A 24,730-nucleotide genomic window follows, 5' to 3' on the forward strand; every position below is an offset into this window, starting at 1 on the left:
TTGGGCAGGCTCAAAAAGAGCCTGCCTTTTTTGCGCGAGTTGATTTGTGACATCCACCCCTCGCCTCTCACTTCATGGCATCACAAAGCGCTTCCCTGGCGTGATAGCGCTGGACGATGTGAGCTTTGATGTACGTGCTGGCGAGGTCCACGCCTTCATGGGCGAGAATGGTGCTGGCAAGTCAACACTGATGAAAATCGGTGCTGGCATCCACCGGCCAGACGAGGGCTTCATCGAGGTTGAGGGCCAGCGCGTGGGGCTCTCCACTCCATCAGATGCTACGGCACTTGGCATCCATACGGTGTTTCAGGAGCTCACGGTTCTGCCCAATCTGGATGTAGGCCAAAACATCATGATCGGTCAGGAGCCCATGCAAGCGGGGATTTGGCTCGATCGCGGTGCGCTCTACTCTAAAGCGCAAGCAATTCTTGATCGTCTCGACATCAAACTCGATGCCCGCACACCAATAGGCAGTCTTTCGGCGGGCCAGCGCCAGATGGTGGAAATCGCCCGCGCCTGCGGCGAAACGCCAAAGGTTCTGGTGCTCGACGAGCCAACCTCCTCACTTGGTCGCCAAGAAGAAGAGCTGCTCTTTGCCCTTGTGGATCGATTGCGCGCCGATGGTGTCGGGATCGTCTACATCACCCATCGCATGTCGGAGGTGTTTCGTCTGGCCGACCGCATCACAGTATTGCGCGACGGCAAGCATGTGGTGACGGGCGATGCGAAAGACTTTACGCGCGAGAAGCTGATCGCAGCCATGGTGGGTCGTGCCGTTGATGAGAAGCGCAGCGGTGTTCACGTAGCAGACCTACCAGTAGCACTGCGTGTCGATGGTCTATCGCGAGGCACGGCAGTGCGCGATGTTTCTTTAGACGTGCATGTCGGCGAAGTGCTTGGCGTCGCTGGGTTGATGGGGGCAGGTCGTACGGAGCTTGCGCGTCTCATGGCCGGTGTTGATCGCCGTGATGCTGGGTCGATGACCTTGTTTGGCGAGCCTTTTAGTCCGAACACCGTAGCAGACGCCATCGAGGCCGGCGTTGCCTACCTGCCCGAAGACCGAAAAACCCAAGGCTTGGTACTTTCCCTTTCAGTGGCCGATAACATCGCGTTGCCGAACCTGGGGTCGCTTAGCCAATCAGGCTGGCTCTCCATGGCAAAGCTGAAAGCAATGGCAAAAGAGTGGTCGGGTAAACTGGGCATTCGCGCGGCTTCACCGGATGTGGCCGCTGACACATTGTCTGGCGGAAATCAGCAAAAGGTGGCCATCGCAAAATGGCTCGCCATTGCGCCGAAGGTGATCCTGCTCGATGAACCGACACGCGGTGTCGATGTCGGCGCGAAGTCTGAGATCTATACTCTTATCCGCGATCTTTCTGCCCAAGGCACAGCGGTGATGGTGATCTCTTCGGAACTGCCCGAAGTACTGCAAATCAGCGACCGTATCGCCGTGATGGCGCAAGGGCGTGTAGCAGGTGTGGTGTCTGCCGCCGATGCCACCGAAGAAAGCCTGCTGGAGCTAGCGTTCACCGAGCAATCACCTGATCATGAGGTGGCTGCATGAACCAGTCAGCCGCCAAGCTGCTGCGTGATCTGATGCCCTATCTCGGGCTGATCTTGCTCATTGGCTATTTTTCGCTGTCGTCTGAGTTCTTCCTCAACGCGCGCAATTTCGAGCGACTTGCCACTGACAGCGCGACCCTCATGCTCGTTGCCTTCGGGATGACACTGGTGATCCTGATCGGTGAGATCGATCTCAGCGTCTCTGCTGTTGTTGGCCTGCTCTCGGTCATCTTGGCGCAGATAATGGTGGCAGGGATGGCCTGGCCCGTCGCCATGGTGCTGGTGATCTTGATCTCAGTTGGCATTGGCACGCTGAACGGCGCGATTACCGTCTATGGGCAAATCCCCTCTTTCATCGTGACACTCGGCATGCTCGCCATCGCGACTGGCCTTGCCTTTGTGTTCACCGGCGCGATTTCGGTCGCCATTCTGCAATACGACTTCCTCGACCTTTTCTATTCAGAACAGATTTTCGGCCTGCCAATCCCACTAGTCATCGTCGCACTGGCATTCGTTGCCTGTCTGCTGACGCTCAACCGAACGCGCTTTGGCCGTGAGCTGTTTGCCGTTGGAGCCAACATGGAGGCGGCGCGCCTATCTGGTGTGCCAGTAAAACAGCGCAAGGTGGCCGTGTTTGCCATTATGGGGCTGCTGGTCGGCCTTGGCGCGATTTTGAGTGCGGCGCGGCTTGGCAATGGAGCCCCGGGATCAAGCCCCACCCTGACGCTCGATGCCATTGCGGCGGTCATCATCGGTGGGGCTAGCCTTTTCGGTGGATGGGCCTCGGTTTTGCGCACGCTTCTGGGCGCGCTGCTGATTGCCGTGCTCAACAACGGCATGGTGCTGATGAACGTCAACATCGATGCGCAGTACATCGTGAAAGGCGTGATCATCCTCTTTGCCGTGGTGCTGGAACGGCTGGCATCAGGGGTGCGCACATGACGCGCGCTCAACTGGCCAATTACGGCATTTTCCTTGCCTTCGCTTTGGTGGTGATCGGCATGATGATTGCGAGCCCTGCCTTCCGCGCCCCGGAGAACCTCATTGCTATCGGCCGACAAGTCGCCGTGCTTGGCATTGCCAGCTTCGCTATGACCTTTGTGATTTTGGCTGGCGAAATCGACCTTTCGGTCGGCGCTGTAGCATCCGCAGCTGGCGTGGTAACGGCCATGGCGCTTGCTGCCGGGTTTGGCCCTTGGGCGATCCTTATTGGTGTGGGTGTCGGCGCGGGCTTCGGCCTGATGAACGGACTGCTAACGGTTTATGCTGCCGTGCCATCGTTCATTGCTACCCTGGTCAGCTTTTTCATTGCCCAAGGCGTAGCGCTTACACTAACCGGCGGGCGGACAATTTTGTTTGACGCCGACTGGTTCCGCGATCTTTTTGCCACCGGGTCGGTGTTCGGGCTGCGCAGCGCGTTCCTCTGGCTTTTGTTCGCATTTCTGGCCCTATGGTGGCTGCTCTCGCGCACGCGATTTGGGGGCCATGTCTACGCGATTGGCGGCAGCCAACCGTCTTCGCGGATGCTGGGCCTTGCGGTGGATCGCATCAAGATCTTGATCTTCACCATGGCGGGCGCATTGATGGGTTTGGTCGGGATGATCCTGATCTCACGCATTGGTAACGCGCGCAGCGACGGGGCGGTCGGCCTGGAGTTCGATGCCATTGCCGCCGTGGTGATCGGCGGGACAGCTTTGGGCGGAGGCACTGGATCCTTGGTGCGGTCGCTGATTGGCGTGATGCTGATCGGCGTGCTCAACAATGGCCTTGCCATTCTCAATGTGGATTTCAACGCCCAGCAGGTCATCAAAGGCGTGCTTGTCATTGCCGTTGTGCTGCTCGACCGTTGGGCCAGGGGTTTGAAAGGAGCTTCGGCATGAGTGTGATTGCCAGCGACGTAAAACAGCTTGCGACCGGCTTTGCCTTCACCGAGGGGCCAGTGTGGCTGCCTGACCATCAAACGCTGCTCTTCACCGATATCCCAGGCAATGCGATCCATGCTTGGCACGCCGAGCGGGGCGTGTCGCTATGGACCGACGATGCCCATTTCGCCATCGGGCTCGCGCGCGCCACAGATGGTCGCGTGCTCTCCTGCGAGCACTCCACGCGCTGTTTATCGGCTCTGACTGTCAGCGCCGATGGATCTTACTGGAGCCGCGAGGTTCTGGCCCGTTCGCTTGGCAGCAAAGTGCTCAATTCCACCAATGATGTCATCTGCACATCGGGCGGCGCTATTCTCTTCACTGATCCGCCTTTTGGCTTGCGCGCAGAGGATGGCGAGCTTCACGGCTATCAACAGGCGATGGAGATTCCAGGCTGTTATGTGTTCAAGGTAGGCGACGATGCCGATAGCCCGGCACCAGTCCTGAAAGACATCTATCGGCCCAACGGGCTGTGCCTTTCGCCGGACGAACGCACGCTCTATGTCAGCGACAGCTCCGAACAGCATCACAAGGTGCTCGCCTGCGATATCTCGGAGAGTTGGGAGGCGTCGAACCTTCGCGATTTCGCCGTCATGGCGGTTGGTGTGCCCGATGGTATGCGGGTCGATACGGCGGGCAACCTTTGGGTTGGCGGCGGCGATGGCGTTTATGTCTATGCGCCGGATGGTTCTCAAATTGGCCACGCAGCGGTGCCGGAAATGGTGACCAATGTGGAATTTGGTGGACCTGAGATGGATGACCTTTTCATCACGGCCGTGTCATCGCTCTACCACCTGAAAACCGCTCTACCCGGCGGTCGGGCCTGGAGTTACGCGGGGCGGTAGATCGGCCCCCGTGCGATAACCGGCGCGAGCAGCGCCTCATCCTCCTCCGACAATCCGCCAGAGCTGTCCCGTGCCTCCTGCCCCGGATAGCCGATGCTTTCGCGCACAGCCGTATGCATGAAATAGGCATTAGCGAGCACAACCCCCAACGCCTCAAAACCGGATGTGTCCGCTTGCGCTAAGGCTTCGACGTCGGCGAGTGTTTCGACGGGCCCTTCCAACGCCAAGAACTGCAACAGTGGCTCTAACCGCGTTGGATCAATGGCCAAAACTTCGTCTACCGGGTTATGCCATAGGTCGAGATCAACGGCTGAGGGCATCCGGGAGCTGCCGGGGAGCATAACCCTCGCAAACTCTCCTAGCCGTGTTTTCTGGCCGTCGGTTAGTCTCATGCGGCGGTCTCAATCTCAGCACGATTTTCGATCAGCGCCAATGTGCATTTGGCCGCCACCGCCATGATCGTCGCCGTGGGGTTCATGCCCGAAGATGTTGGGAACAGGCTGCCGTCAAACACATAAAGGTTCGGGGCGTCGTGGCAGCGACCGTCGGCGTTGGTCACGGACGTTTCTCGATCGTTGCCCATGACTGCCGTGCCCATGAGATGCCAGCCACAATCGCGGATCAACGAGGTCACAGAGGTCTCGATAGCGCCAGCCGCCTCCATTGCTTCAACGGCGCGCGCGCTGTGAAAATCCAGCATGGCGCGCGTGTTGTCAGAGACTTGATAGCGGATTTCCGGCGCGGGCAGACCGTCACCATCGGTGAGCGTCTCTGACAGCACGATCTGATTGGCCTCATCCGGCAAATCCTCGCCAATGATGCCCCACTCGAAGGATCGACCAAACTTGCGTCGCACGCGCTCGTGCAGCGCGGCGCCCCAGGCATCGGTCAGCGGACCATCGCCATAGCCAGCGCGGAAGCTTTGCGGCCCGCCAGCGGGCATGCAGTTCCATTTAGCACCGCGCACAAAGCCCCGGCTTTTGTCGGTTTCGTAAAACTGCATGGAGGTGAGGATCTGCCCGGCAGGACCGACCCAGCTTTCCAGATCCTCCTCAAACGTGCCCATGACAGCGGCAAACGGGTGCATCATCAACCGTTTGCCGACAAGCCCGGACCGGTTTGCAAGCTCTGACGTCAACAGCAAACGCGGTGTGCCAATGCCGTTGGCGCAAAGGATGACGACATCTGCGCTCTGGCGATGGCGCGCACCGTCTCGGTCGACCCAAATCACGCCAGATGCCCTGCCCTGTGCATCGGTTTCGACCTCGCAGACCCGCGCGCCGGTGATCAGATTCACCCCCCGCTTGATGGCCTCTGGCCAATGGGTGCGGTCCGGCGTTGCCTTGGCTTCATCTGAACAACCCGTGCCACAGGTGCCACGCAGCACACAGGGTTGCAACGAGCGATAGGGGCGCGAGGGAATGGCATTCGAGCCGGGCCACCAGTGCCAACCAAGCTCGTTCATGCCCTCGGCGGCTTTACGTCCAACTCTGCCGATGGGAAGCGGCGGCAAGGGGCATGGTGCGCCATCAGGGTAAGCGGTGTTGCCGGCACGGCCCGATACCGCCATCGCCTCCTCGACATACGCGTAGAAGGGTTCCAAATCCTCGTAAGCGAAGGGCCAATCATCGGCCACGCCATCCAGTGTCTTCACGCGAAAGTCCGATGGCATAAAGCGCATCCAATGCGCGCCATAGATCAGGGCCGCCCCGCCAACGCCGGCAAACATCAGCGGATTAACGTCGGACTTGGACGTATCGATTGGATAATCATCTGCCCTGCCCCGCACATTCGGGTTGGGGTGCCATTCGTGCAGTTGTGTGAGTTCCCAATGGCGTGTCGCGCCGTGAAACGCGTCCGCTGGCACCCAATCACCTTGTTCCAGCACTGTGACGGACATACCAGCGGCGATGAGTTCGCTGGCGGCGACGGCGCCCGACGGACCAGCGCCAACGATCACCACATCGCTGTGCTCGGCCATCTCTAAGTGCTCCGCAGCGCCACCTGGGTTTGGCTGTCAAAAAGGTGCACCTGATCAGGTTCGACCGACAGCCCGATGGTTTCGCCCGCCTCCAAAGGGCTGGTTCCATTGGTCACAAGCACCAGCTCCGGATCACCATCAGTGAAGAGATAGCTGGACGATCCGGTCGCTTCAACGGCAGAGATGGTCACTGGCACCGCCCCTTTTGATTGGGGATCAGTCACCGTGATGTGTTCTGGCCGTAGACCAACAATGACATCGCGGCCTGGCTGCATCGCCAGATCGATTGGGATTTCCGCATCCAACAACCGAACTGACGTGCCATTCTCGGCCACCACGCCAGGTGCGAAATTCATCGCTGGAGAGCCGATGAAACCGGCCACGAACTGGTTGGCTGGGCGTTCATAGAGATCCAAAGGCGCGCCTTGCTGCTCGATGACCCCAGCGCGCATCACAACGACATGATCGGCCATGGTCATGGCTTCGATCTGGTCATGCGTCACGTAGACCGATGTCGCGCCGATGCGATCATGGAGCGCGCGGATTTCCTTGCGCATGCGGACCCTGAGAGCGGCATCAAGGTTGGACAGCGGCTCATCAAACAGAAACGCTTTGGGTGAGCGGATGATAGCCCGGCCCATGGCCACGCGCTGTCGTTGCCCGCCCGACAGGGCGCGCGGAAAGCGATCAAGCAGGCTCTCCAGGCCGATCACCGCTGCCACCTCCTCAGCGCGTTTGGCGCGCTCGGCTTTGGAGACACCCTTTAGGCGCAGCGCGTAGGTGAGGTTGTCGCGCACGTTCATGTGTGGGTAAAGCGCGTAAGACTGAAACACCATCGCCAGGTCGCGGTGACGCGGCGCGAGAGTATTCACCAGCTTGTCTTCAATCCACATGTCGCCTGAGGTGATCTTCTCGAGTCCAGCGATGGTCCGCAGCAGGGTGGATTTTCCGCAGCCAGACGGGCCGACCAGCGCCACGAAACCGCCTTTGGGAATATCTAGATCGATGCCTTTCAGGGCATGAAACGCCCCATAATGCTTGTCGACCTTTTCAATGCGGATTTGGCTACTGGTCATTTCAAAGCCCCGGAGGTCAGACCGTTGACGATCTGGCGTTGCAGAAGGACGAAAGCGGCGAGGATTGGCGTCACATAGGTCGCGGCAAAGGCCATGATGGCGTTCCAATTAACAACGTTCGGCTGAAGGAAGTTTGTCATGCCGATGGAAGCTGGTTGCAGGCGATTGTCGGCGATGAGCGAGGCCGAGTAGACGTACTCACCGAAGCCTTGCATGAAGATCAGAAGCGCAGCGACCAGGATGCCGTTACGCGCCAGCGGCAGGACAATGAAGAAGAACGCCCCTGCCCGCGAGTTGCCATCCACCAGCGCGGCTTCCTCCAGCTCACGCGGGATGGTCATGAACGTCGCCCGGCACAAAATGACGAAGAACGGCATAGTTTTCGCCGCAATAGCAAGCACAGCGGCAGTACGCGGAAAATCGAGCAGCCCAATTGTGGCAAACCCAACAAAGATCGGTGTCACCATCAAGCTTGGCGGCAGCACTTGCAGCATGAGCACGGTGAACAGAGCGACATCGATCCACACGTTGCGATAGCGCGCAAGCACATAGGCGGCCCCTGCCCCAAGGATAGCCGTCACCGCCGTCACGCCGGTAGCAATCAGCGTGGAGTTCCAGAGATAGCGCGGGATGTTGGTGGTCGCCCAGACTTCCGCATAGGTGCCCCATTGCGGATCCGTCGGCAGGATTTCTGGCGGGACAGCGAAGATGGCCGAGCCAGTTTTCAGGCTCGTCACGTACATCCAGTAGAGCGGAAACAGGTAGATCGCCGCCAAGACTAGGGCGATGAGAAAGAGTGCGCGGCTGTGCCAATCTGATCTCATGACGCCGCCCTCACAGCCGCGTCTCAGCGCGGGTGGAGCGCACATAGACCAGAGAAACGGCCAGCACGACGATGATCATCATCACAGAGATCACCGCGCCGCGTCCGAAATCGAACTCGCGGAACGAAAGCTGCCAAGACCAATACTGCGCCACCGTTGAGGAGCCCGCCGGGCCTCCAGAGGTAATCGCGGCGAAGAGGTCGAACTGCTGAAGCGTGAAGATGGTGCCCAGCGCCAGAACCGCGCCGATGGTGGCCCGCATCATGGGCAGCGTGATGGTCCAGAATTTCTGCCAGGCGGTTGCACCGTCCAGCTCGGCTGCCTCGTAAAGATCGTCAGGGATGGCCGCCAAACCCACCGACAACAGGATCATGTTGAACGGCATGCCATACCAGATGTTGGCAAGAATTACCGAGTAGAGTGCGACGTCGATATCCGAGCGCCAGAAGATCGGCTCTGAGATCAGACCGGTGGTGAGCAGCACATGATTGATGACGCCGAAGTCACCAGACAGCAGCCAGTTCCACAGCACACCAACGACCAGTCCAGGCATCACCCAGGCGGCGAGAAACAGTCCGCGAAACCAGGTCGCGCCGGGGAATTTTTGGTGGAAGAACAGCGCGAATGCAAAGCCGATGGTGAACTGGAAGGCGACCGAGCCAACGGTGAAGATAATGGTGTTCCAAAACACCATGTTGGCCAACGGATCACGGAAGATCGATAGGTAATTGTCCCAACCCGCTGCAGAGTGAAAGAGCGTTCCGAGCGAGAAAACGTCGACCTGCTGAAACGAGATGATGACGTTGTAGATGAGCGGCAGGCCAGCAAAGGCCAGAAGGTAGAGCAGAGCAAAGCCGATAAGCAGCGTGTCAAAGCCGATGCCGTCTCGAAAGCTCTTAAAGAGGCTCATGGTTGCGCCTTTGCTGCAAAGACCAGGCGGACAACCGCCTGGCCGAACTGCGATGACTGACCGCTATCAGTTCAAGATACCATCAATGACAGCTTGGGCATCATCCAGTGCCTCTTGCGGTTCTTTTTGGCCTGTCAATGAGGACTGGATCGCATCTTGGATGGCACGTGAGATGCGCGGCCATTCAGGATGTGGTCCACGGTTGGCAGCGTATTGGAGCTGTTCTGTGAACACACCAGCCGCTTCATCGATGCGCGCATCGCCAGTGGGTGCCAACGAAACGTCTGGACGCGGTGGCATGCGGGTAAATTCAGGCCACAGGCGGTCCATTTGACTGTCAAAATACTCTAGGAACGCAAAGGCCTCGTCTGGATGCTCGGTGTTGTCGAAGATGGCGAGGTTGAAGTCTCCCAAAGCCGATGCACGCGGGCCACCTTCTTCGCGTACAGGAAGCAGTGTTACACCCCACTCAAACTGCGCATCAGATGCCATGCGGTTCAGCTCCCATGGACCAGAGATCACCATGGCCGCGTTGCCGCCATTGAACGTACCGGTGGAATCCCACTGGCCGCGGGTCAGGGTGTCCGGGCTTGTAAGACCTTCATCAAGAAGCGTTTTCCAGAAGGCAAGTGCGTCAGCTGCACCATCACCATTGACCTGTTCAAACGAGCCGCCGGTCATTTGCAGCCAGGGCAAGAACTGGAACGTACCTTCTTCAGACGCTTTGGCGGAGAAGGCGATGCCGTAAACGTCATTGTCAGGATCGGTCAGCGCACTGGCAGCTTCGTAAAGCTCGTCCCAAGTTGTCGGGGGGCTATCGGGGTCAAGGCCAGCGGCTTCAAACAGGTCCTTGTTGTAGTAGAGCGCGATGGTGTTGGAGGCGCGCGGAATGCCGTAAACACCGCCGTCCCATGTGAAGGATGATCGTGGGCCGGGGAAGTAATTGTCCATGTCGATCTGATCGGACCCAGCCGCCAAATCGGTGAGGTCCAAGAAAGCGCCCCGTGCGGCAAAGGCTGCATGATCGGGATTGTCGATTGAGATAATATCCGGGTTGGTGCGTGTTGCGAACGCACGCAGCGTTTCGGTCACGATGTCATCGAAACGAATTTCGCGGACTTCAATGGTGATCCCATTGTCCATTTCAGAAAACTCGCCCGCAAAGGTCGCCTCAGCACCTGTTGCGCTTTCGGTCCAAAGGGTTAGTGTCACATCTTGCGCTATGGCGGTCGATGTGAGGAGCGCTGAGAACGCCAGCGCTGTGAAGGTACGTTTCATGGGTATCTCCCTTGTTTGTGTGTGGGCGGGCGCCTCAACAGCGCTCTTCTTTTGGTTTCAGGGGGTTAGGGCGGGGAAAGCTTGTGTGAACCGATGAGCAGCGGCTGCGCGAACGAAAACGCCTGGCTGTCCGAACGGCGCATCAACACTGGCGCCGGTACCACCATCGTGAGTCTCGCCGGACCAGACATGCACCCAGGTTTCGCCATCTGGTAGATCAACAGTGATGGATCGCTCGCCAGGGTTCAAAACGGGCGCAATCAAAAGATCAGGCCCAAGCATGTAGCTCGTGCCATCGGCGCCAGCATCTGTGTCAAAATGATAGAAAAGCGGCGCCATGACCGGGTCACCAGTTTGTGCATAGGTGGCAAAAACGCCTTCCAGATAGTGGCGTAGTGCCTCGCGCACGCGGAGCAACTCGGTCAGGATGGCTTCAATCTCCGGCCCGTAAGACCAGACCTCGTTGGGTCCACCGGTGTTGGTGAAGATGTTGAAGGTATCTTGGCCGTAGGTTACCTCTTCGCCCGGTCCTGGGGCAGGCACACCCTCCGGCACACGGAAGCCATGCAAACGGCAAATGGGCGAGAAGACACCGAACTCAAACCAGCGAACGAGCAACTCGCGAAACTCTTCTGATTCTCCATGCCCGTCGTAAAAACCGCCAATGTCGGTCGTCCACCAACCAAGGCCTGACATCCCAGCATGCAGACCGGCAGGAAGCTGGGCGCGGAACCAATCCCAATCAGACCAGACGTCGCCGGACCATAGGATCACGCCATGCTGCTGCGAGCCGGCCCAAGCTGAACGACAAAGCAGAACGCCATCTTCGTGACCTGCATCAGTCAGGCCTTTGCGGTAATTCTCCTCGTGAAGGAGCGGATAACCACAGAGCATTTCGGCACCATTGCCCAAAGACGTCCGGACGTTCTCCGGGTGGGCAGGCCGCATCTCTGGCTCGCACGCATCCAGCCAGAAATGCTTGATGCCGTGGGCCACGTAATTCTCTTTGACCAAATCCCAGTGAAAGGCTCGTGCGTCGGGGTTGAACGCATCGTAATAGGTGAAAAAACCCGCGCCGAACGGGTCTTTGTCTGGGAACGGAATCATGACCGGTGAGCCGCGCTCGGAGGTGAAGATCAGACCACGCTCGGTCATCTGTTTGTAGTGCTCAGAGGAAGCTGAGACTGTTGGCCAAATCGAGACCATGAGCTCAACACCCATGGATTTGAGCTCATCGACCATGGCTTTGGGGTCGGGCCATTCAGAGGGGTCGAACTTCCATTCCCCTTGGCGTGTCCAAGCAAAAAAATCGATCACGATGCAGGACAGTGGCAAGCCACGCGCTTTGTACTCGCGCGCCACCGACAGCAGCTCTTCCTGCGTGCGGTAGCGCAGTTTGCACTGCCAGAAGCCAAGCGCCCAATCAGGAATGTCGGGCGATTTGCCTGTCGCCATGATGTAGTTGCGCACGATCTCTTGGGTCGTGTCGCCAGCTGTGACCCAGTAATCCAGACCATTGGTGGCCTCAGCCGTCCAGCGGGTCACGTTGGAAGCAAATTCAGCGCGGCCAACGGCAGGATTGTTCCAGAGAAAACCATAACCGCGCGAGGAGACGACGAATGGGATCACCACATGGGCGTTCTGTTGCAAGAGCGTGGTTGAGACGCCCTTCAGGTCCATCTTGCCGTGTTGCGGCTGGCCTAGGCCCCACAGTTTTTCGCCGTCATAGGCTTTGAACTGCTGTTCCAATTTCCATGAGCCGGATGCGATGGCCTTGAAGTTGCGTGGACGTGGCCCTGCAAAGTGAGAACGTGTTTCCGATAGAAGCTCCTCGCCGCTGTCAGACCGCAGAAAACGGATCATCAGTTCGCGACGGACTTCAGCACCGTAGCGCACTTTGATCCAAAGCTCGGCGCGGATATGGCCACGCGTAATGGAGGCTTTTTCGCCCTCGATGGTTATCTGAGAGCTTTGCCCATCGACAGCCAACAGCGCATCGACATGTGGTTCGGCAAGCGTTCGGCCTGGCCGCGAACGCACGCGCAGGGCATCCGTGCCCCACGGCTCGATGAGTAGTGTTTCAGCCTGAAAACTACAGACAAGTGCAACCCCATCTTGGGTGAACAAAGAGGTCATCACTTATCCAATCGCAAGGTAGGCACCATCAAGAATGATGGCGGTTCCAGACATGTAGTCAGCCTCATCTGAGGCGATGAAAGCGGCAACCGCGGCAACTTCTTCAGGCTGCGCCGCACGGGCTGCGGGTATGCCCGCAATCACCTCGTCCATGACATCTTGAGGTATGGCCTTCACCGCTTCGGTCTCAATCAAACCAGGCGCGATGGCCACGGCGCGAATGTCCGGTGCGTGATCGAGCGCAAGAGATCGGGTCATTGCGAGCACGGCGCCCTTGGTGGCTTGGTAAGCTGAAAAGCCCTTCTCACCGACAAAGCTCTGCACAGACGCAGTGTTGACGATGACGCCCTTGGAGCCTTGAAGCCGCATTTGCTCAACGGCCACCTTTGCGCCCATCCAATAGCCACGAATGCCAACGCCGGTGATGGCGTTGAACTCGTCTAGTGTCTGTTCATGAATGGGTTTGAAGACGGCGGTGAAGGCGTTGTTGTGCCAGATATCAATCCGGCCAAAGCGCTCGACGGTGGCGGCGGCCAGCGCCCTCACCTGCTCTGGTTCGGCCATATCGGTCAGTTGAAAGGCCGCTCCAATGCTATCGGCAACGTCTGCGCCCTTGGGATTGATATCGGCGATCATGACGTGCGCGCCCTCTTGAGCAAAGCGTTCAGCGCATGCCCGACCAATGCCTTCGGCACCGCCTGTGATGACATACACTTTGCCTTGATGGCGATCAGCAACGGGAAACATCCGAGCGGCCATCAGGCGACGCTCTTCGGCAGAATCACGTGCTCGTCGACGACCAAAAATTCCAAATGGTCGAGGAAATTCTCGGTGTCTTTGCCCGCAATGTCGTTCTCTGGCGAAGCAAGCCCGGCGTCCATCGCCTCTCGGCTATCGAACCAGATTTCCGCCGACCCGTCATAGTCTGCAGGGGGCATGCCGCCTGCATCACCAGCTATGTTGATACGATACCCGCGCATACCTGGAATGGCCGCAGCAAGCGGTGCATGAACGTTCACCCAGTAGTCGGCAAATGCCGTCTTCGACAGGCTCGCTTTGCGGCGCACAAGGGCGACGAGCTTGATCATGCAACCTCCCATTTATCGTTGCGCATACTTCACGACAAATGGACGATTGCGTCAATACAAACCTTTGTATTTTTGCTTTCCGGAAAATTTCCGGTGTAAAAGAAGGCTCTCAACGGGCGATCAGAATCACCACACTGCTGGCTTATGGAGGTCGCGTACATGCCGCATCGCGTTGGATTGAAACATATTGCCGAGCATCTTGGTCTCGATGTGTCCACGGTCTCGCGCGCACTGCGTTCCGATCCAAGGGTGAAGCCTGAAACATCAGAGGTTATCCGTGATGCCGCGCAACGTATGGGCTACCGACCCAATGCGATGGCGCGGGCTCTGAAAGGTGGGATGACCAATCGCGTGGCTGTGTTGCTCTCCCCACCGCAACAGCGATTTGCCTCGCCAATTTTCTTGGAATTGCTTTCGACATTGGATCAACGTTTGCGTGGCACCGGTCGCAGTCTGGCAGTGTTCGCAGCACAAGAGCGTGATGAAGAGATTGATATCGTGCGTGCGGTTGTCGAAGACCGGCTGGCCGATGCCATCGTGCTTGGCCGAACACGGCAGGACGATCCACGCGTCGCCTATCTTATCGAGGCAGGCTTTCCGTTCGTGACCTTTGGCCGAACTGGATGGGAGCGTGAGCACCCTTGGGTGGAGATCGATTATGCGCGCGCGGGCGAAGTCGCAGTTGAAGCGCTTGCCTCGGCCAAACCAGATTCCTTGCACATTCTCTCAGCACCTGAGGGTTTGCGCTTTGCGGACAACTATGTTGCTGGTGCTAAGCGTGCTGCATCGAAGAACGGCCTTACCAATGTGCACACCCATCGCATCGAGATGACCGAAGCGATGGGAGAAGAAGCCGCTATGGGGCTGCTGCAACCTGGAGCGCGCATTGCCCTGGCATGCATTCAAGAACTCTCTGGCCTTTGGTGTTTTCCGCGCTGCTGCCAAACTCGGCGTGAAACTTGGAGAGGAAGCCGCTGTGTTTGGTGGTCAAAACTTCCCCGGTTCAGAACACACAGCCCCTCCCCTTTCGACATTCTCAACCGAAGACAATCGCGTGGCCGAGTTACTCAGCGATATCATGCTTCGGCGGCTTGACGGGCCGCGAGATGATGATGATCTGGAGGGGCAAGTGATTGAGCCGCGCGCCTTGCTTCGTGGCTCCCACCTCCTGTCTGCCTAAACGAAACGGTTCCAGAGATTTTCCAGTCGCTCCTGCCTGCCTGATCGCGGCTGAGGATTGATGGATTGCTTGCGAACACGCTGTTCGATGCTGCTAAGATCGGACGTCAGCATTGACGCGTTTTCTGGCGCGTTCCAGCCCGCATATCTCTCGTTGCGCGCCGCTTCCAAGCTACCGTTCTCAAAAAGGGCGTAAGCTGCTTTCAGCGCCCGCGCGCAAACGTCCATAGCACCGGCATGGGAGAGAACAAGGTCATCTGGGTCCAGGGACTGGCGGCGCAGTTTGGCATCAAAATTGGTGCCGCCTGTGGTGAACCCTCCAGCTTTTAGAATCTCGTAGTAAGCACGCGCCATTTCCGGCACAGAGTTGGGGAACTGATCGGTGTCCCAGCCCGACTGGTAATCGTTCCGATTCATGTCGATAGAGCCAAGAATGCCGAGCGATGCGGCCAGAGCAAGCTCGTGCTCAAAGGAATGACCGGCCAGGATGGCGTGGCCTTGCTCGATGTTCAGCTTAACATCGTTCTCCAGCCCAAAGCGCTTAAGAAAACCGTATACGGTGGCTACATCATAATCATACTGATGTTTGGACGGTTCTTGTGGTTTTGGCTCGATCAGGATTGTGCCGTCAAAACCGATCTTGTGTTTGTACTCCACTACCATTGCAAGGAACCGACCTGCCTGCTCAGCTTCCCGACTAAGGTCAGTGTTGAGCAAGGTTTCATAGCCCTCACGTCCGCCCCACAACACATAGTTCTCGCCACCCAGCTTATGGGTGGCATCCATGCAGGTTTTCACCGTTGCGGCGGACCAGGCGAACACATCTGGGTCAGGATTCGTGGCAGCACCGGCCATGAACCGGCGGTGGGAGAAAAGGTTGGCTGTACCCCAAAGCAGCTTGGTTGAAGACGTCTCCATCTTCTGCGCGAAATAGTCGGTGATGGCCTCTAAATTGCGCGTGTTCTCAGCGAAGTCTGCACCTTCTGGCCGCACATCAGCGTCGTGAAAACAGAAGAATGGCGCATCCAAGATATCAAACATCTCGAACGCCACATCCGCTTTGAGCTTGGCAAGCTCCAGCGTATCGCCAAACCATGGTCGATCAAATGTCTGCCCGCCAAACGGGTCGCCGCCAGGCCAAGCGAAGGAATGCCAATAGGCAACCGCAAAACGCAGATGCTCGCGCATCGTTTTGCCGCCCAACATTTCATCTGGATTGTAATGGTGAAATGCAAACTCGTTTTGACTGTCCGGGCCTTCATAACGCAGCTTGGGAATGCCATGGAAAAAGTCAGTCATATCGAGCCCTTCTGTTCAAAATGTAGCGCTTTTAAAGGATGGCGCGCCATTTCAATCAGGTCAATACAAACGTTTGCCAAAACGCAACCCCGCCCCTAATCTGCAAGGAAATCTGACAAGGAGAATGCAGTCAATGCCAACAGTGTTTGAACAGATCGGTGATCGAGTTGTCGCCCGTCTGGGTGGCGAAACGATCTGGCTGGAGCCATGCGGAACCAATGGCGCGCGGGTTCGCACAACACGCAATCGCGCAATCGATGAGCATGCGATCTCCGCGCTTTTGGAAACCGATGCGCCAGACACATCTTGGGACATCGACGAGGATGCGGCAGCTTTGACCAATGGGCGTTTGCGCGCTGAGCTGCGTTTGCTTGCCCGCGGCATGGGACCAGCGCTTGAGCTGCGCTTTGTTGATGCCGTTACCGGAGCGCTGCTTCTTGAGGAAGAAATGCCGCATATCTTGTGGCCAGCGAGCCGACACTACAAACCACAAGAGGGTGACCTTTGGCACGTTGAACAGCGCTTCAAAGCCCGTGATGGCGAGCAGTTTTTTGGCTTGGGTCAGCATCAACACGGTAAGTTTGATCAAAAGGGCTGCGTGGTAGATTTGGCGCAAGCCAACACCGAGATCTCGATCCCTTTTCTGGTATCTTCATGCGGTTATGGCCTGATCTGGAACAACCCAGGCGTTGGCCGTGTGGAACTGGCGGAAAACCGCTCGCTGTGGGTGATGGATGCGACAGCTCAGCTGGACTATGTCGTCATCGCTGGTGAGACGCCTGCTTCTATCTTGAACGATTACACCGCCCTCACCGGCAGGCCGCCAGAACTGCCAGACTGGGCGCTGGGCTTTTGGCAGTGCAAGCTGCGCTACAAGACGCAAGAGGAGGTGCTGGAGATTGCTCGCGAACATAAGCGGCGAGGCCTGCCGCTTGACTGTCTGGTGATCGATTTCTTCCACTGGACCAAGATGGGTGAGTGGCGGTTTAACGCTCAAGACTTCCCCGATCCATCAGCTATGGTCGCCGAACTGCGCGCGATGGGCGTGACGCCCATGGTTTCGGTTTGGCCGTCGGTAAACGCCAACGCCGAAACCTGGGGCGAGCTGCACGACAATGGCTGGATGGTGCAAAGCAAGCGCGGCGCATTGGACGGGATGATCTTTTATGACCGTGAGCCGGACGCGATGAATGCCCTCGCCTATTATGATGCAACCCATCCCGATGCGCGCGCTTTCCACTGGTCGCGCGTCAAAAAAGGCTATGCCGATCACGGCATTCATGCCTTTTGGCTCGATGCAAATGAGCCGGAAATGTACCCCATGCACCGCGACAATTTGCGGTTCTGGGCTGGTGATGGACAGGCGGTGGCCAACGTCTACCCGGTGGAGCATCAAAAGGGCTACGCCAAAGCGTTTCAAGATGAAGGCTTTGAGGATGGGGTGATGCTCTCGCGATCAGCTTGGCTGGGCACACAGCGTTATCCAGTGGTGGTCTGGTCAGGCGATGTAAAATCGACCTTTGCTGATTTCCGTCGTCAGATCCGAGCGGGCCTCAACATGGCGATGAGCGGTATTCCGTGGTGGACGACTGACATTGGCGGCTTCAAGGGTGGCGACGTGAATGATCCAGCCTTTCACGAACTGCTGATCCGTTGGTTTCAGTTTGGCGCGCTCTGCCCAATTTTCCGGTTGCACGGCTTCCGCAAAGATGCCTCGCGCGATGAGCGGTTTGGCGAGCTGTTTTCATTTGGCGGAGCAGACAATGAGGTCTGGTCATTCGGTGATGATGTGTACGCAATTCTTGAACGCTACATGCACCTGCGAGAGCGGCTGAAACCTTATCTGAGAGCCTGTCGTGCTGAAGCGACTGCAACTGGTACGCCGGTTATGCGCCCACTTTTGTTCGGCTTCCCTGATGACCCGAGCTGTTGGACCCAGGACGATAGCTACTTGCTCGGCCCTGATTTGCTTGTGGCGCCCATTCTGGAAGCTGATGCGACCAGTCGAGAGGTTTACTTGCCCAAGGGTACTGACTGGGAAGACGCCTGGACCGGCACACAGCATCAAGGTGGCCAGACCTTCACCACTGATGCACCACTTGATCGGATCCCGGTTTTCAAACGGGCCGGCAGCGATGTGCGCTTGGTTTAGAGAAGGCTGAACATAAAAAAGGGCGGCCAATTGGCCACCCTTCCCCGTTGTTGATGTCCAGATTTACTGCGCCATGAAGGCTTCGAAGCGATCCTTGAACTCTGCCGCTTCTGGCTGATCGGTGAGGATCACATCCCAGCTTTGACGGGCCGCTTCCATGAATGGTCCAAGGTCTGGCTCGATGATTTCGACACCTGCGGCACGAGCGGTCTCAAGACCCTCATCAGCCAAGCGATCATGGGCTTCGATACCGACTGCAATGGCATCGTCAGCCGCCGTTTGGATCATCTCTTGGACATCGGAGGGCAAGCCTGCCCACCAGCTTTGCGACAGCACAAAGACGGTCGTCGACTGATGAGCGCGGGTCATGGTGTAGCTGTTGACCGTCTCATAGAAACCATCGGCTACGATAGCATCAGGCGAGATTTCCAGCGCATCAACGACGTTGTTTTGGATCGCCATGAAAAGCTCGCCATACGACATCGGGGTCGGTTGCGTGCCCATCGCAATGTAGGCTTCGACAAAACCTGGTGTCGGCAGCACGCGGATTTTCAGGCCCTGCATGTCATCTATGGTTTCAACACGTGCAGGCTCTTTGGAGGCCACCGAGCGTTCGTAGATCGAACCGAAGCCAAGGCCATACATGTCGAACTCACCAAGCAGATCAAGCATCTCGCGGCCCATCTCACTTTGCAGAATCTCGTAGGCCTGTGCCTTGTCTTCAAATAGGTACGGCAGCGACAGCACACGGTAGGCAGGCACCACGTTTTCCAACGTCGAACCGCCAACAAAACCACCCGTTAGGATGCCTGTGCGCATCGACTGAATGGCGCGGGTTTCGTTTCCTGCCTGGCCACAACACTGGATTTCAACCGCAATATCGCCTCCTGAGCGTTCTTCGATAAGGCTTTTGAACTCTTCCAGGATCACTTGGTAAGGGCTTGTGTCGCTGAGAACATGAGCAAGCGTCATGGTGTAAGTCTGCGCTTGCGCTGCACCCGCGGTGCAAGCAAAGGCCACAGCGGCCCCCATAAGGGTCGTTTTGATGGTCATGCGGTCGGTACTCCCAGTTGTTGATTTTAGCGGAGCAAAACGAGCGAAATGCTCGGCACATAGGTGATGATCAGAAGATTGATGATGAGCACACCTAGGAAAATCGCCAGCGGGCGCATCAGTTGCTCCATACTGATCCGCGCTATGCCGCAGGCGATAAACAGATTGACCCCTACCGGCGGCGTCACCATGCCGACGGCCAGATTGACGATCATGATGAGACCGAAATGGACCGGATCGATGCCGTAGCTGACGGCAATAGGCGAAAGGATCGGCCCCAAAATCACGATGGCTGCGAACGTTTCCATGAACATGCCGACGATGAGCAGAAAGAGGTTGACGAGCAGCAGGAAAAGGATGGGATTTTCGGTGATTGTTGTTAGGAGATTGCCCAGCTGTTGCGGCGCGCGCAGCAGGTGAAGGCCGAAGGCAAACATGGCTGCAAAGGCAACGATAATCATCACCACTGATGACGTGATCGCGGCACTGGCGAAGATGCGCGGCAGGTCGCGTAGGCCGATCTCCCGATAGACAACCAAGCTCAAGAACAGCGCGTAGAAGACTGCGACGACGGCTGCTTCGGTGGCGGTGAAGATGCCGCCAAAAATGCCACCCAGAATGATCACCGGCATAAAAAGCGAGAGCGAGGCACGCCCGAGCGCATGGCCGACGTCGCGTGCCCATGGACCCAGGCTGAAAGGCTGGCGCTCGCCATAGCCCATGATCCAAGCGATGAGGATAGCTGTGGTCATCAACGAAACCGCGATCATCAGGCCCGGCAGAAAACCAGCGATGAACAGATCAGTGATCGAGACGCCGGTGATGACGCCGTAGATCACCATGGCAACCGACGGTGGAATGATCACACCCAGTTCACCCGAGGAGGCTGTCACAGCAGCGCTGAACGGGCGTGGATATTTCTGCTTTTCCATCTCTGGGATCAGCATGGAGCCAATCGCGGCAGCGGTTGCTGCTGAGGAACCAGAGATGGTGGCAAAGAGCATGGATGTCATGACGACGGCTGCCGCCAAACCGCCTCTCACCCAGCTGACCAGCGCCTTGGCGAAGTCGACCAGCCGACCGGCGATGCCGCCATGCTGCATGAGCCGCCCAGCAAGAATGTAGAGTGGCAAGGCCATCAGTGCGAAGCTGTCCAGCGCTTCGAAAATGACTTGCGGGATGGCGATAAAGGGTATGCCGCGATCAACCAATGTCGGGATCGCCGCCATGCCAAGGGCTATCGCAATGGGGACGCTGGCCACGAAAAGCACCAGAAGAACGACAACGAGCATGACCATCGCCTAGTCCTCCGGCGCGAAATCGGAGGCGAAGCGAATATCGCGGCCTTCAAGGATTGTTTCGGCGATCAATGCCAGCGAGTTGAGGATCATCAGCACCATGCCAACGGGCATCGCCCAGTAGACATAGTCGCGGGTGATACCGAGGACGGGGCTACGCTCAGAGCGACCAAGCTCCAAGAAGTCCATCCCAACCCAGAACAGCAGCCCAAAAAAGGCTATGCTCATAATCATGACGGCGTAGCGGATCGGCACGCCAACGCCCGGGGGCAGTTTGCGCACGCCAAACTCGAGCGCGATCATGCGGGCGTGACGTACGCCAATGGCGGCACCCAGAAAGACCATCCAGATCAGCGTGTACCGCGCAATCTCTTCGGTCCAAGGCGCAGAGATGTTGATTCCGAAGGCCGTGAGGACGAAGCGGACGGTCACTTGGCCCATCACAGCAAGGGCGACGATCGCGAGCAAAGCCGCGACGAGCGCGGTGGCCACTGCATTCACGCGATCCATGGCTGTCACGAACGCTCGCAAAGCCTGCCTCCCAACCCAGATAGCCGCAGAGGATAGCCTGCGTACAACTACCTAAGATGGAGCACTTATCATTTGTGCGCAAGATAAATTTTTGTGCGTAATACGAACATCGAGAGTGATCGAAGGTTGTTTCTACCCCTGGTTGCGCACCCAATCTGCAAGCTCAGCATGGGTTGGGAACCATACCTTGCCGCGCGCCTTTGCGTGTTCAATCAACGCTTCCAATAACCATATGCGGGAGCGATAGCCGATGACGAATGGGTGAAAAACAAGCTGACAAACGCCGCCCCCATCGAAGGCCATGTCAAACTCTCGTTTGAAGATGTCGAGCACGTCGGTTGGCGCGGTCCATGGCCTGGTCGCTGGCTCGCGGTTGAACAGCAAATAGACCGCATCATCACGCACCCAATCGACAGGAATTTCCACCAGCCCAGTCTCGCGACCTTCGCTCAAAAGCTCGTAGCAACTGTCGTCGGCCATCATGCTGCTGTCATAAGAAAAGCCAGCTTCGGCAACCAGTTGGATGGTGTGGGCGCTGAGATCCCAGTTGGCCGCCCTGTGCCCGACGGGCGTGGCACCGGTGAGCTGTTCCAGCGTGTCCCGGGATCGATGCAGAAGCTCGCGTTCGGTCTCTTGATCCAGTTTGGATGTGTTTTCATGAATCCAGCCATGAACGCCAATTTCGTGCCCCGCATCGACGATCGGCCGAAGCGCCACCGGCTCGATCAACGCCGAAACAGCTGGAACAAAGAAACTCGCCCTGACGTTGTGTTTGGCTAAAACTTTTAGGATGCGCGGCACACCGCGGCGGCGGCCAAACTCACCCCACGCAAGGCGTCCGACAGCGGCCTTGCCCATACCAAGCTCAAACGTTTCATGATCGCAATCAAAAGACAGCGCCATCGCGCATTGGGCACCGCCAGGCCATGTTTTGGGCGCAAGCTCGCGACCGGCGCGCACTTGGTTGACCGCGCTTCGCCAGGTGGCCTCATCGGTGTCCCAAGGTCTTTCATGATTGATTGTAGGCTTCATCTTGGTCAGACCTCGTCACTGCTGGTGCGTTTCTAAATGCGCTTGCCAGCCAAAGTCGCTCATGTTCAACATGCGTACAAGTGTTACGATATCGCACATATTAGGAATGAGTATGATCAAGTTCTTCTACAATGCAGCACCCAACCCAATGAAGGTTGCGCTGTTCCTTGAAGAAAGTGGGTTGGATTATGAGCCTGTCCCCATCGATTCCAAACGCGGCCAACAGCACAGCGAGACCTTCAAACAGATTAATCCCAACGCCAAAGTACCGGCCATCATTGATGGCGATGTACCCATTTTCGATAGCAATGCGATCTTGCTTTACCTGGCTGATAGGACAGGCCAATTCCTGCCACCAGACGATCACGGTTCGCGCGGAACCCTACTCTCCTGGCTGATGTTCATCGCCTCAGGACTTGGGCCCTACTCCGGCCAAGCCGTGCATTTTCGCAAGTTTGCGCCAGAACAGATCCCTTACGCTATCAAGCGCTACGACTTTGAAGCGCGGCGCCACTGGCAGATCATCGATGATCGGTTGGCCGAAGGCCGCTATATGATGGGCGACACCTACACCATCCTCGACATGGCGGTCTGGGGCTGGGGCGACCGGCTTACTTACATGCTGGCTGATGACAACATAATGGAAAAATACCCAAACCTTGATCGACTGATGAAAGAGCTTGATGCCCGCCCAGCAGCACAGCGCGCCAAGGCACTGCCCACCCAGCACGCCTTCAAACAAGAGTTTGATGAAGAAGCGATGCAGCACATGTATCCACAAATCTTTGCGCCAGACCCAGTTGTTTAGGACGTTGGTTCCTGCGCTTAAGCGCTAAGCCACACGCTCGTCGCCAACTGCCCCTGCTAGACTGGTGTTAGCCCAGCCGACAAGCTCGTTCAGCTTGGGGGCCAGTTGAACGGCTGCCGACGCAGTGAAGGTGTTGAACGCTTCCACATTAAGCTCGTTCAATCCGCATATCACCGGCATATCCCGCTCTACGGCCATGGCAATAGCGGTGGCCAGACCACGCCCTTGGGCTTCATGCTTGCCGTACTTGTTGATGAGCAAGATATCGGCACCCGCCTCAAGACTGTGCTCAACCTCAAGAGCGGCCTGCTCCAGCACGGAAGGGTCGAGGCGGCAACCGCGAGAACCCTTGCCGAGCGCCTGCGAAATGCGATGCTCGTTTCCGTCTGGCAGAACCTTGATATCCATATCGCATGGATGATCGCCTGGACGTTCCTGATTGGACTGAACCACACCGCACACTCGCAGGCCATCGGCGATAAGATCACTGGCCAAGGTGGAAAGGAGCCGGTCCATATCCCCCCGTCCAGGCATCATTGTGTACGCGATTTTCATAGATACACCTTTGTTGTTTCAGGTTGATCAAGATGTCCGGCACCAACAGAACAGTTGAGATTGCGTAGCCGGCCATCGCTTAGCCCATAGATCAGACCGTGAACTGCAATCTTGTCGCCGCGTTGCCAGGCTCGCTGCAGGATCGGCGTTTCTGAAACACGCAACACACCTTCAATGACATTGAGCTCAGCGAGCTTGTTCTGCTTCTCTTCCAAAGATGAGGCTTGGGAAAGGTCGAGCGCGTAGGCGCGAGCCAGTCGTTTGATTGGCTCCAGCCAGTGGTCCGCAAGGCCATGTGGCAGACTTTCCGTAGCGGCCTTAACGCCGCCGCAGCCATAGTGCCCGCACACAATGATCTCACGCACTTTGAGGGCGTCGACGGCGTACTCCAGCGCACTGAGTAAGTTCATGTCAGAAGAGTGCACCACGTTGGCAACATTGCGGTGGACGAACACCTCGCCAGGGTCGAGCCCGGCAACAACATTGGCCGGTACTCGGCTATCAGAGCAGCCAATCCAGAAGTATTCCGGCGCCTGCTGTTCAGCCAGCCGGGCAAAATAGCCAGGATCTTGTTGATGCCGCCGGGCTGACCAGTTGGCGTTACGTGCAAGCAGATTGTTGATCATCTTAGCGCTCCTCTTGCCCGGCTTGATTTGGCTCTATCAGCCCACGCCGCAGCAGCATTTTTCGCGTTAGTGTTGCCAAGTCGTCTTCATCGAGCCGTACGCGCGCCAACCTTAAGATGATGGCGTTTTCCAAGATAAGGTAGCGTTGGCACCGGCCAGCAAAGCCCTTCAGTTCGGCGCGATCTTTGTCGTTGGGCGCGTCGCCTGCCTCCATGATGGAGTCCAGGATGTGGCATATTCTTTGTGCCTGGACTTCCGCTGTTTCGTGGTCGCGCAGCAGGCGATCAATGATGAGACCAATCTCATCTTCTTTCTCGCAGCGCCGGACCATCATGGGGAACAATACCACCCGCTCGTCTGCGTTATGCAGCAGAAACTCGTGGCGCAGATAAGCCAGCGACATGCCCATGGATCGGAACTCAGGATAAGGTTGGCTGGCAACCATGTGCAGCATCGCGCATATCTCACGCTGCCGCATATGGTCCTCAGCCAAGAAGGTCAGCGGATCAGCCTGCAGACTTGCGCTGGTTGACTCCACCCCGTCGGCTAGCCTCTCATTCTGGTTCCTGAGCAT

At 57.5% G+C, this 24,730-nt stretch carries 24 protein-coding genes and 1 pseudogene; 8 read left to right on the forward strand and 17 right to left on the reverse strand.

Annotation, left to right across the window (positions count from 1 at the left end):
- Window positions 1-46: 46 nt before the first annotated feature.
- The 4 genes from ABWH92_RS15000 to ABWH92_RS15015 are packed head-to-tail and all read left to right on the forward strand — an operon-like array spanning window position 47 to window position 4,330.
- Window positions 47-1,564: a sugar ABC transporter ATP-binding protein gene (locus ABWH92_RS15000; protein ID WP_375569699.1), complete on the forward strand. Its 1,518-nt coding sequence runs from the start codon at window positions 47-49 to the stop codon at window positions 1,562-1,564.
- Window positions 1,561-2,505: an ABC transporter permease gene (locus ABWH92_RS15005; protein ID WP_375569701.1), complete on the forward strand. Its 945-nt coding sequence runs from the start codon at window positions 1,561-1,563 to the stop codon at window positions 2,503-2,505. Before ABWH92_RS15000 ends, ABWH92_RS15005 begins: the two co-directional genes overlap by 4 nt.
- Window positions 2,502-3,443 (forward strand): ABC transporter permease, encoded by a 942-nt coding sequence (locus ABWH92_RS15010; protein ID WP_375569703.1) that lies wholly within the window; start codon window positions 2,502-2,504, stop codon window positions 3,441-3,443. The genes ABWH92_RS15005 and ABWH92_RS15010 overlap by 4 nt, the downstream gene beginning before the upstream one ends.
- Window positions 3,440-4,330, forward strand: coding sequence for an SMP-30/gluconolactonase/LRE family protein (locus ABWH92_RS15015; RefSeq protein ID WP_375569705.1), 891 nt, complete (start codon window positions 3,440-3,442; stop codon window positions 4,328-4,330). The genes ABWH92_RS15010 and ABWH92_RS15015 overlap by 4 nt, the downstream gene beginning before the upstream one ends.
- Here the strand turns inward: ABWH92_RS15015 and ABWH92_RS15020 are convergent.
- The 9 genes from ABWH92_RS15020 to ABWH92_RS15060 form a co-directional block, all read right to left on the reverse strand.
- Window positions 4,315-4,722 (reverse strand): hypothetical protein, encoded by a 408-nt coding sequence (locus tag ABWH92_RS15020; RefSeq protein ID WP_375569707.1) that lies wholly within the window; start codon window positions 4,720-4,722, stop codon window positions 4,315-4,317. The two genes, ABWH92_RS15015 and ABWH92_RS15020, sit on opposite strands and share 16 nt — an antisense overlap.
- Window positions 4,719-6,311 (reverse strand): GMC family oxidoreductase, encoded by a 1,593-nt coding sequence (locus ABWH92_RS15025; protein WP_375569709.1) that lies wholly within the window; start codon window positions 6,309-6,311, stop codon window positions 4,719-4,721. Before ABWH92_RS15025 ends, ABWH92_RS15020 begins: the two co-directional genes overlap by 4 nt.
- A gap of 2 nt (window positions 6,312-6,313) precedes the next feature.
- On the reverse strand, window positions 6,314-7,387 hold the full coding sequence (locus ABWH92_RS15030; protein WP_375569711.1) for an ABC transporter ATP-binding protein: 1,074 nt from the start codon (window positions 7,385-7,387) through the stop codon (window positions 6,314-6,316).
- Window positions 7,384-8,211: a carbohydrate ABC transporter permease gene (locus tag ABWH92_RS15035; RefSeq protein WP_375569713.1), complete on the reverse strand. Its 828-nt coding sequence runs from the start codon at window positions 8,209-8,211 to the stop codon at window positions 7,384-7,386. Before ABWH92_RS15035 ends, ABWH92_RS15030 begins: the two co-directional genes overlap by 4 nt.
- 10 nt (window positions 8,212-8,221) lie before the next feature.
- Entirely contained in the window at window positions 8,222-9,121 is a 900-nt protein-coding gene (locus ABWH92_RS15040) for a carbohydrate ABC transporter permease (protein ID WP_375569715.1), read from the reverse strand.
- A 66-nt stretch (window positions 9,122-9,187) separates the two neighbouring features.
- Complete coding sequence (locus ABWH92_RS15045; protein ID WP_375569717.1) at window positions 9,188-10,399, reverse strand: ABC transporter substrate-binding protein; 1,212 nt, start codon at window positions 10,397-10,399, stop codon at window positions 9,188-9,190.
- Window positions 10,400-10,456: 57 nt separating this feature from the next.
- The gene (locus ABWH92_RS15050; RefSeq protein WP_375569719.1) at window positions 10,457-12,535 is read right to left on the reverse strand and encodes a TIM-barrel domain-containing protein; all 2,079 of its coding nucleotides are present in this window, start codon (window positions 12,533-12,535) and stop codon (window positions 10,457-10,459) included.
- Window positions 12,536-12,538: 3 nt separating this feature from the next.
- Window positions 12,539-13,294: an SDR family NAD(P)-dependent oxidoreductase gene (locus ABWH92_RS15055; RefSeq protein ID WP_375569721.1), complete on the reverse strand. Its 756-nt coding sequence runs from the start codon at window positions 13,292-13,294 to the stop codon at window positions 12,539-12,541.
- Window positions 13,294-13,623 (reverse strand): EthD family reductase, encoded by a 330-nt coding sequence (locus ABWH92_RS15060; RefSeq protein ID WP_375569723.1) that lies wholly within the window; start codon window positions 13,621-13,623, stop codon window positions 13,294-13,296. Before ABWH92_RS15060 ends, ABWH92_RS15055 begins: the two co-directional genes overlap by 1 nt.
- 159 nt (window positions 13,624-13,782) lie before the next feature.
- On the opposite strand from ABWH92_RS15060, the pseudogene ABWH92_RS15065 reads away from it, so the two are divergent.
- Both ABWH92_RS15065 and ABWH92_RS15070 read left to right on the forward strand, forming a co-directional pair.
- A pseudogene (locus ABWH92_RS15065) lies at window positions 13,783-14,484 on the forward strand (LacI family DNA-binding transcriptional regulator); the annotation flags it as partial.
- A gap of 91 nt (window positions 14,485-14,575) precedes the next feature.
- Window positions 14,576-14,803 (forward strand): hypothetical protein, encoded by a 228-nt coding sequence (locus tag ABWH92_RS15070; RefSeq protein WP_375569725.1) that lies wholly within the window; start codon window positions 14,576-14,578, stop codon window positions 14,801-14,803.
- Here the strand turns inward: ABWH92_RS15070 and xylA are convergent.
- Entirely contained in the window at window positions 14,800-16,101 is a 1,302-nt protein-coding gene (gene xylA, locus ABWH92_RS15075) for a xylose isomerase (protein ID WP_375569727.1), read from the reverse strand. The genes ABWH92_RS15070 and xylA overlap by 4 nt on opposite strands.
- 133 nt (window positions 16,102-16,234) lie before the next feature.
- Here xylA and ABWH92_RS15080 point away from each other — a divergent pair, with 133 nt between their 5' ends.
- Window positions 16,235-18,253: a glycoside hydrolase family 31 protein gene (locus tag ABWH92_RS15080; RefSeq protein WP_375569729.1), complete on the forward strand. Its 2,019-nt coding sequence runs from the start codon at window positions 16,235-16,237 to the stop codon at window positions 18,251-18,253.
- Between the two features lie 63 nt (window positions 18,254-18,316).
- Here the strand turns inward: ABWH92_RS15080 and ABWH92_RS15085 are convergent, their stop codons facing one another.
- The 4 genes from ABWH92_RS15085 to ABWH92_RS15100 all read right to left on the reverse strand — a co-directional run bounded on the left by ABWH92_RS15085 (window position 18,317) and on the right by ABWH92_RS15100 (window position 22,167).
- Window positions 18,317-19,306, reverse strand: a complete 990-nt coding sequence (locus ABWH92_RS15085) for a TRAP transporter substrate-binding protein (protein WP_375569731.1) — start codon at window positions 19,304-19,306, stop codon at window positions 18,317-18,319.
- A 26-nt stretch (window positions 19,307-19,332) separates the two neighbouring features.
- Window positions 19,333-20,604 (reverse strand): TRAP transporter large permease, encoded by a 1,272-nt coding sequence (locus ABWH92_RS15090; RefSeq protein WP_375569733.1) that lies wholly within the window; start codon window positions 20,602-20,604, stop codon window positions 19,333-19,335.
- Between the two features lie 3 nt (window positions 20,605-20,607).
- A complete protein-coding gene (locus ABWH92_RS15095) occupies window positions 20,608-21,135 on the reverse strand; it encodes a TRAP transporter small permease (RefSeq protein WP_375569735.1) in 528 nt (175 codons plus the stop codon).
- A gap of 132 nt (window positions 21,136-21,267) precedes the next feature.
- Complete coding sequence (locus tag ABWH92_RS15100) at window positions 21,268-22,167, reverse strand: polysaccharide deacetylase (protein ID WP_375569737.1); 900 nt, start codon at window positions 22,165-22,167, stop codon at window positions 21,268-21,270.
- Between the two features lie 112 nt (window positions 22,168-22,279).
- On the opposite strand from ABWH92_RS15100, the gene ABWH92_RS15105 reads away from it, so the two are divergent.
- Window positions 22,280-22,975 (forward strand): glutathione S-transferase family protein, encoded by a 696-nt coding sequence (locus tag ABWH92_RS15105; RefSeq protein WP_375569739.1) that lies wholly within the window; start codon window positions 22,280-22,282, stop codon window positions 22,973-22,975.
- Window positions 22,976-22,999: 24 nt separating this feature from the next.
- On the opposite strand, the gene ABWH92_RS15110 is transcribed toward ABWH92_RS15105, so the two are convergent.
- Genes ABWH92_RS15110 through ABWH92_RS15120 form a run of 3 tightly spaced genes read right to left on the reverse strand, consistent with a single transcriptional unit; the run spans window position 23,000 to window position 24,730 of the window.
- A complete protein-coding gene (locus ABWH92_RS15110; RefSeq protein WP_375569741.1) occupies window positions 23,000-23,530 on the reverse strand; it encodes a DUF2478 domain-containing protein in 531 nt (176 codons plus the stop codon).
- On the reverse strand, window positions 23,527-24,156 hold the full coding sequence (locus ABWH92_RS15115) for a carbonic anhydrase (protein WP_375569743.1): 630 nt from the start codon (window positions 24,154-24,156) through the stop codon (window positions 23,527-23,529). Before ABWH92_RS15115 ends, ABWH92_RS15110 begins: the two co-directional genes overlap by 4 nt.
- Window position 24,157: 1 nt before the next feature.
- Window positions 24,158-24,730, reverse strand: coding sequence for a hemerythrin domain-containing protein (locus ABWH92_RS15120; protein ID WP_375569745.1), 573 nt, complete (start codon window positions 24,728-24,730; stop codon window positions 24,158-24,160).

Origin of the sequence: Ahrensia marina, from assembly GCF_042140245.1 — a bacterium.
Classification (GTDB): domain Bacteria; phylum Pseudomonadota; class Alphaproteobacteria; order Rhizobiales; family MH13; genus MH13.